This is a genomic window from Amycolatopsis kentuckyensis (assembly GCF_002155975.1).
GTDB classification, from domain to species: Bacteria; Actinomycetota; Actinomycetes; order Mycobacteriales; family Pseudonocardiaceae; genus Amycolatopsis; species Amycolatopsis kentuckyensis.
The window spans coordinates 1-11,624 of sequence record NZ_MUMI01000553.1; the positions used below are offsets into that span (position 1 = coordinate 1).

13 protein-coding genes are annotated in these 11,624 nt (G+C 70.5%); 4 read left to right on the forward strand and 9 right to left on the reverse strand.

Annotated elements, in window-relative coordinates; all coding sequences use genetic code 11:
* Positions 1 to 170 precede the first annotated feature (170 nt).
* The 6 genes from CCN39_RS41505 to CCN39_RS41530 form a co-directional block, all read right to left on the reverse strand.
* Positions 171 to 1,022 (reverse strand): RecB family exonuclease, encoded by an 852-nt coding sequence (locus tag CCN39_RS41505; RefSeq protein WP_167455334.1) that lies wholly within the window; start codon positions 1,020 to 1,022, stop codon positions 171 to 173.
* 82 nt (positions 1,023 to 1,104) lie between these two features.
* Positions 1,105 to 3,567, reverse strand: coding sequence for an alpha-L-rhamnosidase-related protein (locus tag CCN39_RS41510; RefSeq protein WP_086851834.1), 2,463 nt, complete (start codon positions 3,565 to 3,567; stop codon positions 1,105 to 1,107).
* Between the two features lie 125 nt (positions 3,568 to 3,692).
* On the reverse strand, positions 3,693 to 4,322 hold the full coding sequence (locus tag CCN39_RS41515) for a MarC family protein (RefSeq protein WP_086851836.1): 630 nt from the start codon (positions 4,320 to 4,322) through the stop codon (positions 3,693 to 3,695).
* A 1-nt stretch (position 4,323) separates the two neighbouring features.
* Positions 4,324 to 5,196, reverse strand: coding sequence for a PHP domain-containing protein (locus CCN39_RS41520; RefSeq protein WP_086851838.1), 873 nt, complete (start codon positions 5,194 to 5,196; stop codon positions 4,324 to 4,326).
* Positions 5,197 to 5,233: 37 nt separating this feature from the next.
* Entirely contained in the window at positions 5,234 to 5,794 is a 561-nt protein-coding gene (locus CCN39_RS41525) for a PH domain-containing protein (RefSeq protein ID WP_003095467.1), read from the reverse strand.
* 21 nt (positions 5,795 to 5,815) lie between these two features.
* On the reverse strand, positions 5,816 to 5,980 hold the full coding sequence (locus tag CCN39_RS41530; RefSeq protein ID WP_162146229.1) for a hypothetical protein: 165 nt from the start codon (positions 5,978 to 5,980) through the stop codon (positions 5,816 to 5,818).
* Between the two features lie 186 nt (positions 5,981 to 6,166).
* Between CCN39_RS41530 and CCN39_RS41535 the strand changes: the two genes are divergently transcribed.
* Entirely contained in the window at positions 6,167 to 6,580 is a 414-nt protein-coding gene (locus CCN39_RS41535; RefSeq protein WP_086851840.1) for an NUDIX hydrolase, read from the forward strand.
* A gap of 27 nt (positions 6,581 to 6,607) precedes the next feature.
* Here CCN39_RS41535 and CCN39_RS41540 read toward each other — a convergent pair whose 3' ends face one another.
* Positions 6,608 to 7,702, reverse strand: a complete 1,095-nt coding sequence (locus CCN39_RS41540; protein ID WP_086851843.1) for a DUF2332 domain-containing protein — start codon at positions 7,700 to 7,702, stop codon at positions 6,608 to 6,610.
* A 7-nt stretch (positions 7,703 to 7,709) separates the two neighbouring features.
* Positions 7,710 to 8,213 (reverse strand): MaoC family dehydratase, encoded by a 504-nt coding sequence (locus CCN39_RS41545; RefSeq protein ID WP_086851845.1) that lies wholly within the window; start codon positions 8,211 to 8,213, stop codon positions 7,710 to 7,712.
* A 319-nt stretch (positions 8,214 to 8,532) separates the two neighbouring features.
* Between CCN39_RS41545 and corA the strand changes: the two genes are divergently transcribed.
* The 3 genes from corA (at position 8,533) to CCN39_RS41560 (ending at position 11,282) form a co-directional block, all read left to right on the forward strand.
* The gene (gene corA / locus CCN39_RS41550; RefSeq protein ID WP_086851847.1) at positions 8,533 to 9,615 is read left to right on the forward strand and encodes a magnesium/cobalt transporter CorA; all 1,083 of its coding nucleotides are present in this window, start codon (positions 8,533 to 8,535) and stop codon (positions 9,613 to 9,615) included.
* A 180-nt stretch (positions 9,616 to 9,795) separates the two neighbouring features.
* Entirely contained in the window at positions 9,796 to 10,443 is a 648-nt protein-coding gene (locus tag CCN39_RS41555; RefSeq protein WP_086851849.1) for a metallophosphoesterase family protein, read from the forward strand.
* The gene (locus CCN39_RS41560) at positions 10,443 to 11,282 is read left to right on the forward strand and encodes a chromosome partitioning protein ParB (RefSeq protein ID WP_086851851.1); all 840 of its coding nucleotides are present in this window, start codon (positions 10,443 to 10,445) and stop codon (positions 11,280 to 11,282) included. Before CCN39_RS41555 ends, CCN39_RS41560 begins: the two co-directional genes overlap by 1 nt.
* Here CCN39_RS41560 and CCN39_RS41565 read toward each other — a convergent pair.
* Positions 11,268 to 11,624: MmyB family transcriptional regulator (locus tag CCN39_RS41565; RefSeq protein WP_491844435.1), on the reverse strand; the 357-nt coding region annotated here is incomplete at its 5' end. The genes CCN39_RS41560 and CCN39_RS41565 overlap by 15 nt on opposite strands.

Here is an 11,624-nt window from a genome sequence, read left to right on the forward strand (position 1 = left end):
ACCCCGCCGGGCTCGGCCGCCGCGCGGCCGAGCCCGGCGGGGTGGCGGCCGCACGGCCGGGGGCGGTGTGTGCCGGGTTCGGGTGGGGCTTTTCGGCCTCCGGGGGTGCCGTCGGCAGGGGGACGGTTGCCAGTTCGTCGGTGTCCGGTGAAGCCAACGTTCCCTCCCGTTCAGGGCGCGAGCAGGTCCCAGGGCTGCGCCGGCGGGGCTGCTTCCTGGCCCGTCGGGCAGCTCGGCCGGAAGTCGCACCAGGCGCAGCGGCGGTCCGGGCGGGCCGGGAACAGCACGTCCGCGTCGCCGCCCGCGTCCAGGGTATCCGTGGCCAGGCGGAGGTCTCCGGCGGTCTCTTCCGCTCGCTGCAGGTGGCGCTGCAGGCTCTCCGGGGTGTGCTCCGCCGCCGCGATCGTGCCCGTCGGGACGTGGTGCAGCTCCACCGCCGTGCACGGCATGCGCAACGTCCGCGCCGCCGCCACCGCGTACAGCGCAAGCGCTTGCGACGCCCGGGCTTCGTACTCGTCCGGCGGGCGGCGGCCCGTCTTGTAGTCGACGATCACCAACTCCCCGGAACGGGCGTCGATCCGGTCCGCCCGCCCCTCGATGATCATCGACGGCCGCTCCCCCGGCGTGCCGCTGACCGGCGCCGACACCCAGCGCTCCAGCCCGACCGGGTCGTGCGTGACGTCGTTGTCCTCGACGTACTCCGCCACCCAGCCCTTCGCCCGCGCCCGGTACCGCGCCGCCTGCTCCTCGCTCTCGAAGCCCGCGTCCTTCCAGAACTCGGCCACCAGCGCCACCGCCCGCTGCGGCACCCGCTTGAGCACCGGCAGGTCGAACAACGCCCGCAGCGCGTTGTGCACCACCGCGCCCAGCGTGCTGTGCGCCCACGGCCCGGTGCGCTGCGGCGTCGGCCGTTCGAGGTACGCCAGGCGGTACCGGCGCGGGCAGTCGTCGAAGGTCGCCAGCCGCGCCGGCGAGACCTTCGTGAGCCGCACCGGTTGCGCAACGCCGAAGTCGAAGCCCATCTGCTCCTTCACCTCGCCCACGCTACGCACCACCACCGACACTTTCCGCGCGGGGCGAGGCCGCCCCGCGCGGAAAGCCGGTTCACCGCACGACGAGCACGGTGTGCGTGCCGCCCGGCACCGCCAACGGCCCCGCGGCGCGCACCGCTCGCCCGTCCAGCAGCACCAGCCGACCCGCGGGCACCACCAGCGAGCCCGAAGTCCCGCGCGGCGCAGTCACCGTCAGCGAAAACACCGAACCTTGCTGAGACCACGAAGCCGACAACGCGCCCTTCGGCGTCGGCACCGCCCCTCGCGCCCACGAAACCGGACCCGGGTGCGGCGAAACCGTCCAGGTCGCGAAGCCCGGCGACGTCGGCGAGACGCCCAGCAGCTCGTTCGTCAACACCGGCACGACACCGGTCGACCAGCCGTGCGCCGCCGAGGTGTACCCCTGCTCGTAGTGCGAACCGCCCTCGCCGATGCCCTCCCACGCCGTGATGCCCGGGTCGTGCGTGGCCATCCAGCCGTACATCCGCTTGATCTGGTCGATCGCGGACGCCGTCTGCCCGGTTCGGAACCGCGCCTGCAGCTCGGGGAACGACGTGAACGCGTACACGCGCTTCGTACCGTCGCCGACGAGAGTGTCGTTGTCCATGAACGGGTTCCCGTACGGCAACGCGCCCGCCGCGAGCCGCGCCAGCGCCGAAGTGGCCTGCGCGGGAGACGCGATACCGGCCAAGACAGCGTGGCTGTTGCCGTCCTGGCCGTGCCGCACCGCGCCCGTCGCCGAGTCGAGGTACGCGCCCGCCGCCGGATCCCACAGGTAGGCATTCACCGCCGCCGAGACGGCCGAAGCGCGCGAAAGCCACCGTTCAGCGTCGGCCGGGTGCCCCGTCGCGCGCGCCAGACCGGCAGCGCCCTGAAGCGCCCGGACGTACAACGCGTTGTAGTACGTCACTTCGCCCGTACGCGGCAGGAACGCGTAGTCGCCGTAGCCGCCGGTGCCGTTGAGGCCCTTCGCGAGCAACCCGCGCGAATCGGTGACCGACGGGTACCAGCTGTCGAGCGTCTTCACGAGGTGCGGGTAGTACGAAGCCGCGTACGCGTTGTCGCCCGTGTAGAGCACGTAGTCCCAGCTGGAGGTCACCCACCAGAGCGGATAGTCGAACAGCGGCAGCGTGTAGCCGTTGATCGACGCGGGCGGGATCCAGCCGTCCGCGCGCTGGTGGTCGGCCAGGTCGGCGAGGACGTTCTTCGCGGCCGTGCCGTCCTGGTGCGTCAGGTACTGGGTCAGGCCGGAGACCGCGACGTCACCGACGTACGGGTCGCGGTCGCGCTTCGCACCGTCGTGCAGCACCAGTTTCCCGTCCAGTGACGGCGAGAAGGCGCCACGAGGGTCCACATCGGACTCCCGGAAGGTGTCCATGCCCAGCTCGTTCGTGTAGGACGCCGCGTACCAGTACCTGTTGAGGTCTTCGTCGGACGACTCGAACCAGCCGCGGTAGGTCGACGGCGTGCCGAGGAACGGCGTGAAGTCGAGGGAGACGCCGCTGATCCGGACCTCACCGGACGGCTGGGCCAACGGCGCGTCCGACGCCAGCGCGTCCAGGCTGATCCGCAGGTAGCGGAAGCCGTGCAGGCCGTCCGCGCACACCTGGGTCCCCGAAGCGCAGCCCATCGTGTCCCGCCACACCGTCGGCGTCGAGGGCACGGCGAACTGGTCCGTGCCCGGCCCACCGGAGAAGTCCGAGCGGGTGAAGTCGGAGCGTTCGCCCAGGTACTGCAAGGTCTCCGAGAACGCCAGCCGGACGCCCGGCCGGTTCGCCGACGCGCCCGCGAAGGCGATCTTCGGGTACCCGGCGACGACCTTGCCGAAGTCGACGACGGCGGTCGGCACCGGCGGATCGGCGACCACGCCGGGCCACACCTCGGCGATGCGGCTGAACTCGCCGGACGGGGTGTTCTGGTCCTTGGTCACGGTGATCCGGACCTGCGCGGTCGTCGCCGGCCGGTCGAAGGTCACCGCGCGCTGCACGGCCGTGTTGCCGCTGACCGTGGCGGCCACCCGCCACGCACCCGCGTCCAGCACCTCGACCGTGAAGTCCTGCGGCACCCCGTCCACATTGGACAGAACGGTGACGCCGGGCAGCGCGACCGGCGCGCCCGCGGTGATCGTCAGGACGTCGGGGTAGGCGGCGATCGTGTCGTCGTTCCAGAACGTCTCGGTGTTGCCGTCGACGGCGTTGCCGGGGTCGTAGGTCCGCGGCTGCCCGTTCCCGCCGTTGTTCGGCGCGTGGAACGACGACGCGGCCGCGGTGGTGCCCGCCGGCCACACCGGCTTCGGCGGCGGCGCCTGCCGCTTGAACGTCGCCACTCCCCGGCCGAGCAGGCCGTTCGGGTTGGTGACGTCGCCGGTGGTGGACAGCACCCGCACCGGCCGGACGTCCCGGCTCGAGGGTGCGACGACGTACTTCTGCCAGGCTGGCGCGGCGTCGGCGGGCGCGGCGACCACACCGCTCGCCACCAGCACCGTGATCGGCAGGACTGCTCTGAGCCACTTCATCGAGGCCTCCGCAAGGCGGTTGAATCGTTTCAAACGCTGAGCTGAGCTTCAGGCTGCGGGAGCGGTGCCAACGATGTCAACGGACCGGGCGCATCCTGTCCGGCAGGACAACCCGGGTGGCGGGCTCAGCCCGCGCCGGAGATGAACCCGCGGACGGAGTTCGCGACGAGCTCCACGGCGATGGCCGCGAGCAGCAGACCGGCCACCTTGGCCAGCAGCGTGATGCCGCTTTCCTTGATCAGCCGGATGACGAGGCCGGAGTAGCGCATGCAGAGGTAGATCACGAAGTGCACGGTGACGATCGCCAGCGCCAGGGCGATGTACGCGCCGATGTGCCCGTCGGCCTGCCGGACGAACACGATGGTCGCGGCGATCGCGCCGGGCCCGGCGAGCAGCGGCGTGCCGAGCGGCACGAGCGCGACGTTGACGTCGTCGCCCGCGGCCTCGGGCTCGTGACCGTTGCTGGTGAGCAGCTGCAGCGCGATCAGCAGGAGCAGCAGCCCGCCCGCGCCCTGCAGCGCCGGGATGCCGATGCCGAGGTAGGCCAGGATCGCCTGGCCCGCGATCGCGAACAGGCTGATGACCAGCAGCGACACCAGGACGGCCTGCCGGGCGGCGCGCGCCCGGGTCGCCACCGGCTTGCGGCCGACGAGGCTGAGGAACACCGGCACGGTGCCGGGCGGGTCCATGATGACGATCAGGGTGATCGTCGCGCTCATGAAGAGCTTCGCGTCGAAGACGTCGGCGAGCGCCATGTCAGCCCTTCACGACCTGGAACCCCGTGGCGCGCGAAACGAGCTCCTCGAACTGCCCCGGGTCGGTGGTGCACTCGCCGAGCGCGATCGTCTTGTTCGTGCCGTGGTAGTCGCTGGAGCCGGTGACGAGCAGGCCGAGCTCGCCGGCCAGCTCGCGGGTGCGGGCCCGCGTCGGCGCGTCGTGGTTGGGGTGGTCGGCCTCGACGCCGGTGAGCCCGCGCGCGGCCAGCCCGGCGAGGGTGTCCTCGCTGATGGTGGCGCCGCGGCTGAAGGCGAAGGGGTGCGCGATGACCGTGACGCCGCCGGCCGCGGCGATCATGTCGATGGCTTCCTCGACCGGCGTGTCGCGCCGGGCGACGTAGTAGCCGCGGCGGGGGCTGAGGTAGTCGGCGAAGGCCTCGTCGACGGACTTGACCAGCCCGGCCCGGACCAGCGCCTGGGCCAGGTGCGGCCGCCCGGGCGGGGAGTCCTCGGGCAGCAGGCCGAAGATCTCGTCGGCGTCGATCGGCAGGCCGTCGGCGGTCATCCGTTCGGCCATCCGCCGCAGCCGCGTGCGGCGCTCGAGCCGCAGCCGGGTCTGCTCGGTGACGACGGGCTCCGACGTCGGGTCGAAGAGGTAGGCGAGCAGGTGGACGCTGATCTGCCGGCCGGTGTCGGGGTCGATCGACACCGTGGACAGTTCGGCGCCGGGAACCAGCGTCAGGCCTGGTGACACCGCTTCGGAGGCGGGCGCCCAGCCCGCGGTGGTGTCGTGGTCGGTGATCGCGACGACGTCGAGCCCGGCTTTCGCGGCCGCGGCGACGAGCCCGGCCGGCGTGTCGGTGCCGTCGGAAGCGGTGGAGTGGGCGTGCAGGTCGATGCGCATCGTGTCCATTGTCGACGATGCGCTGGGTCACACGCTCGCCGGGACCTCAGCCGACCGGCTTCTTCCCCCGGGCGGCCCGCTGGGCCTTGATCATGGAGAAGCGCTCGGCCTGCTTCTGCTTGTCGCCGAAGACCAGCTCCGAGATCGTGTCGTAGAACTCTTCGGGCCGCGGCAGGAAGTCGATCTTGTTCAGCGCCTGGATCTGCCCGGCCGACTCGACCACCATCGTGCCGTAGCCCATCATGCGGCCGGTGGCCGTGCGGACGTAGCTGAGGTCGGTGACCTTGCTGATCGGCATCATCAGCACCTTGGTGGTGAACACCCCGGTGGTCATGACGAACCGCTTGTCGGTGACCACCAGGCGCTCGACCCACCACTCCATCACCACGTAGGCGAAGCGCAGCACGACGAGCAGCGCGACGTACCAGAGGATGTTCTGGCCGATGTACAGCGCCGGCGGCAGCAGGTAGGACACCAGCACGCAGACGGCAAGCAGCGCGGCCGCCTCGAAGGTGTCCCACAGGAGCACAGCCCAGTGGCGGCGGATCCGGATGACCCGCCGCTCGGTGTCGAGGAGGTACTCGTCGGGGTCGCGTGGCGCGAACATGGTTCGAGGGTAACCCCGCGATCAGCCCTTGAACACGTTGCTGACGAAGGTGATCACCGATTCGGCCGAGCTGCGGAGGAAGTCGATGATGTTGCCGACGAGGCCGGCAGCCTGCCCAGGCTGGGCGATGACGAAGAACAGCACCAACGCGATACCGGCGAGGCCCGCAATCTTCTTCACGTTCACCGCGATCAAATCCCGTCTCTTACGGTGACACCGGACAACAGCAGTTTTTACGTTGTACCGCACCGGACAGGCGCAGGGGAGGAAAGTCCCGCGCTTGGGTCAGCACGCGGTCCGAAGTGTACCGTATGGCTACTCTCCGTGTACAGGACATCCGTTTTCAACTCGGTTACGTCTACCCTTCGGGACATGGAGGGCCTCACCAGCACCACGATCCGCTGCGTCGGCGGGATCTTGTTCGACCCGTACGGCCGTTTGCTGCTCATCCGGCGCCGGAACGACCCCGGTTCGGGGCAATGGTCGCTGCCGGGCGGACGAGTCGAACCGGGCGAAACGGACAAAGAGGCCGTGGTGCGGGAGCTTTCCGAGGAGACCGGACTCGACGTGATTCCGGGCACACTGGTCGGTTCGGTGCGGCGGGGGCCGTACGAGATCTTCGACTACGCCTGCGAGGTCGAGGGCGGAAATCTCACGGCTGGTGATGACGCGTCGGAGGTGCGTTGGTCCGATGCGGCAGACCTTGCCGGGCTGGAGGCGGACGGGGCCTTGGTGGAGCTGCTTTTCGTGACGCTGCGTGAGTGGGGAGCGCTGCCGCGGGCCTGAGGGCCGCCGAACAGCGGCCCCCGGCCCCTACAGCGGCAGCCAGGTCATCCGCTGCCCGTGCGGCGCGGTCCGCGCCAAGGCGTGCGCCTCGGCCTTACCGTCCTCCCACCGCACGACGCCGAGCGTCGCGAGCCCGTCGGCGCCCGAAAGGTCGTCGCGGCCCGGCAGGACGAGCTCCAGCCCGGCCCCGTAGAACTCCTCCGAAACCCACCACACCGGCCGCGAAGCCGCCAGCTCGGCCAACGCCGAAACGAACGCCGACCGCCGCGAGTCCGGGAAGTACCCCAGGACGTGGCTGGTCAGCACCACCAGCGGCCCTTCCAGGGACTCCGCCGCCGCGGCCAAGTCGTCGACCCCGTCGCCGGTGATCAACCGCGGCCGGTGCTTCGTCTGCTCGGCCGCCGCCGTGCGCAGCAACCTGATGCGGTCCGGCTGGTCCGCCCAGACGCACGCCTCCAGCCACGCCAGCTCGTCCTCGTCCGACAGGTCCACCGGCGCCCGGTCGAGGCCCGCCCGGTCGAGCAGCGCGAGCTTCTTCGGCAGCTTCGGCACCACCGCGCCCGGCGCCAGGTCCAGCGCGCAGTGCAGGCCGACCGCCGCCTTGGCCGGGCCGGCCGTCAGCTGGTCCCCGCCGTCGCACTGGTAGCGGTAGCCGAAGCGGTCCAGGCCGAGCAACAGCCCCGCGCTGCAGCCGACCTCCAGCAGCGAAACCTTCCCGCCCGCCTCGCGCGCCGCCCGCGCCACGCCCGGGTACAGCAGCGCCGCCCGCCGGACCTCGTTCGTCTGCGTGTAGCGCGCGGAAATCAGCGCGCGCGCCTTGTCGGCCCGGTCCAGCAGGAACGACCGGAACAGCGGCCACGTGTCGGAGTCGACGCCGTCGAAACCACCCAGCGACGGGTAGTACCGCGACAGCGGGTGGATCGGGTCGGCCTGCACCAGCCGGTGCGCGACCGCCATCAGCAGCGTCCCCCGCACCTCGCCGTCGCGGGCCGACTCGAGCAGCCCGGCGACGTCGTCGTCCGCGGCGGCCTGCAGCGCCAGGTGCTCGTACAGCGGCGAGACCCCGCGGGCCTCGACTTCCGCGAACGTGCGGAGTATCCCCTTGATCCCGTCCAGGTCCATCAGAGCCTCATTCGTGCGGCACCGGCCGGCCCGGCTGCTCCCCGCCCCGAGTCTCCCCGTACGAGCGCTTCGGCACCATCACCTTCCGCCGGAAAGTGCACACGATCAGGCCGTCCTGCTTGTAGCCGCGGGTCTCGACGTAGACCACGCCGCGGTCGTCCTTGGACTTCGACGGCGTCTTGTCGAGCACCTCGGTCTCGCCGTAGATCGTGTCGCCGTGGAAGGTCGGCTTCACGTGCTTGAGCGACTCGACCTCGAGGTTCGCGATGGCCTTGCCCGAAACGTCGGGCACGGACATGCCCAGCAGCAGCGAGTAGACGTAGTTGCCGACCACGACGTTCTTGCCGAAGTCGGTGGTCTCCTCGGCGTAGTGCGCGTCCATGTGCAGCGGGTGGTGGTTCATGGTGAGCAGGCAGAACAGGTGGTCGTCGTATTCGGTGACCGTTTTGCCCGGCCAGTGCTTGTAGACCGCACCGACCTCGAACTCCTCGTAGTACCGACCGAACTGCACTCGTCTTCTCCTGTCCGCGTAACACCGCGTGAGGCTGGTACGACACGCATCCGTAGTGAGGAGTACCCTCAACCATCGGTGTTCGCGCGTCAACGCGAGCCCCACCACTGTTGCCCCCGGCCCGAAGGAGGTGAGGAACTCGATGAGTAGTGGCGATAGTCCGCTCCCTAGTAGTCCCAGCGTTCCCACCTCACCGGCCGGCCGGCTCATCTCCTGGTAGGCCTTCTCACCCCCGGGAACGCTGGTGTGTCGCCGGGCGGACGCTTTTCCGCCCCTGGTCCGTCGTCTCGCACGACCACGCACGACACCAGGAGATCCCATGCCTGCCATTCCCTCCCTCGGCGGCCTTCGCGGCCGCGGCAACAAGGGCACCGTTCCCGTGCGCCCGGTTCCGGTGCCGCTGTCCGCGTACGTCGTGGACTGCGCGGTCTACGTCGCCGGTGAGCGCCTGCCCGGGCGCTGGACCCACTCCGAGGCGATCAAGGAGGTCCGGAAGCGGCACGAGGGATTCGTCTGGATCGGGCTGCACGAGCCGGACGCCCAGCAGATCCAGGGGGTCGCGGACACGTTCGGGCTGCACGAGCTGGCGGTCGAGGACGCGCTCGAAGCGCACCAGCGGCCGAAGCTGGAGCGCTACGACGACACGCTGTTCCTGGTGGTCAAGACCGTCCGGTACGTCGAACACGAGTCCCCCACCACGGCGAACGAGATCGTCGAGACCGGCGAGCTGATGGTGTTCCTCGGCCGCGACTTCGTGATCACCGTCCGGCACGGGAACCACTCGGGACTGGCGCGGCTGCGCCGTGAGCTGGACGACGACGCGGAGCGGCTGCAGCTGGGCCCGTCCGCGGTCGTGCACGCGATCACCGACCACGTCGTCGACCACTACCTCGACGTCACGGGCCGGATCGAGAACGACATCGACGTGATGGAGGCGCAGGTCTTCGCGCCCCGCTCGCAGGTCAGCGCCGAGCAGATCTACCTGATGAAGCGGGAGGTCCTCGAGCTGCGCCGCGCGGTGATGCCGCTGGCCACGCCGATCCAGCGCCTGGCCGAGGGCTACACGCGGCTGGTGCCGGACGACGTCCGCTCGTACTTCCGCGACGTCGCCGACCACCTCACGACCGTGTCCGAGCGGGTCGCGGCGTTCGACGAACTGCTCTCCACCCTGGTCGACGCGACCGTGGCGAAGATTTCGCTGCAGCAGAACACCGATATGCGCAAGATCACGTCGTGGGCGGCGATCATCACCGTGCCGACGATGATCGCGGGCATCTACGGGATGAACTTCGACTACCTGCCCGAACTGCACTGGAAGTTCGGGTACCCGCTGGTGATCAGCGTGATCCTGGCGATCTGCCTGTTGCTGTACCGAATATTCCGGAAGAACGGCTGGCTCTGAGTCCCCTTTTCTTCCCCACCGTATTCGGAGAGTTCGTGATGCCTCGCATGCTGTCCAACTTGAAGTTCTGGGCGCTCGCGCTCAGCCTCGTCTGGATCTTCGTCATCACTTTTGTCATCGTCGCCGACCCGGGCTTCGCGCACGGGATGAAATAACGGCGCGGCGTCCTATCCTGGGCGCATGCCGAAAGCGCTGGTCGTCTCCGACGAGGTCGACGAGCGGTTGTGGACCGACGCGGTCCGCAGCCACTCCGTCGACCTCGTCATCGGCGCCGGCGACCTGCCCTACGACTACCTGGCGTTCCTGGCGAGCGCGCTCGACGTGCCGTGCGTGTTCGTGCCCGGCAACCACGACCCCGACCTGAGCGGCTACACGCGCTACGGCGGGCTGTCCATGAAGGACGGTTTCCCGACGGCCTGGCCCGGCCCGGCGGGCGGCATCAACGCCGACGGACGGCTCGTCGACGTCGCCGGCCTGCGGTTCGCCGGGCTCGGCGGCTCGATCCGCTACAACGACGGGCCGAACCAGTGGACGCAGCGCCAGCAGGCCCGGCGGGCCCGCGGGCTGGTCCGGCGCGCCCGCTTCCGGCGGTGGCGCGACGGGCGCGACGTCGACGTCCTGCTGACGCATTCGCCGCCGCGGAACCTGGGCGATCGCGAGGACCCGCCGCACCGCGGGTTCGCGTGCCTGCACCGGACGATCGAGGTGTTGCGTCCGAAGTGGCTGCTGCACGGGCACATCCACCCCCACGGCGAGCCGGTGCCGGACCGGGTGGTCGGCACGACGCGGATCCGCAACGTGGTGGGCCACCGGATCATGGAGTTCTGATGAAAGAGACGGGATTCCCCCGCGCCGACGCGGAGAACGACTTCCTCCGCGCGCGCCGCGGCCAGGTGCTCTCACGGCTTTCGACGTGGCTGCGCCGCGAGCCCGACGACGTCAACATCATGCTGCCGTTCCACGAGGTGGTGGAGGCGCTCGGCTACCTCGGCGAGCACCGGATCGGGCTGCGGGTGATCAAGCTGGAGTCGATCGTGGGCACGGTCGACCGCAGCCGTGACTTCGACCGCCGCTTCCGCCCGACGTCGGCCCGCGTCCGCGAGCGCTGGGAACGCCTGGCCCTGGCCGCCCGCCGCGGCGAGGAGATCCCGCCGATCGAGGTCTACCGCGTGGGCGAACTGCACTTCATCATCGACGGCCACCACCGCGTCTCGGTGGCGATCGCCCAGGGACTGTCCACAATAGAGGCTTCGGTGACGGTCGTCCGCACCAAACTCGCCCCGGGCGGCATCCGCCACCGCGGCGACCTGATCGTCAAGGACTACCGCAGGCTGTTCCTGGAGCGAGTCCCGCTGACCGGCCACGCGCGGGCGTCGGTGATCGTGTCGGACCCGTGGGACTACGCGCGGCTGGGCGAGCACGTGGAGGCGTGGGGATTCCGGTTGATGCAGGACGAGGGCAAGTTCTGCGACCGGGCGAGCGTGGCGCAGCGGTGGTTCGAGGAGGAGTTCGTCCCGGTGGTGGGCATGCTGCGGCAGGCGGGGCTGATCGGGGACCGGACGGACGCCGAGGCGTACATGTGGGTGGCGGCGGAGCGGTACCGGCTGATCCGGACGCACCGCTGGGACGACGAGGTCATCGAGGCACTGCGGTCACGGCGCCACTAGGTGGTAGACCACCAGCGTCTGCTCGGGCCGCTCGGCGACGTGGAACGCGGCGTGCGGCACGGTGATCACCCCCAGCCGGGGGTGCCGCAGCCGCTTGTGGCCCGCGTGGCTGAACTGGACGTCGTACTGCGGCCACCACGCGCGCACCTCGGGGCTGGCCTCGGTCAGCTCGGCCACCAGCCGGGTCACCCGCGGGTGGCCGGGGTGCTGCCCCGCGATCCCCCGCAGCCGGGCCAGGACAGCGCGTGCCTCCGGTTCCCAGTCGACCAGCACCTCGCGGGCGGCCGCCTCGGTGAACAGCCAGCGCACGACGTTGCCGCCCCGGCCGATGCCCCGGAACAG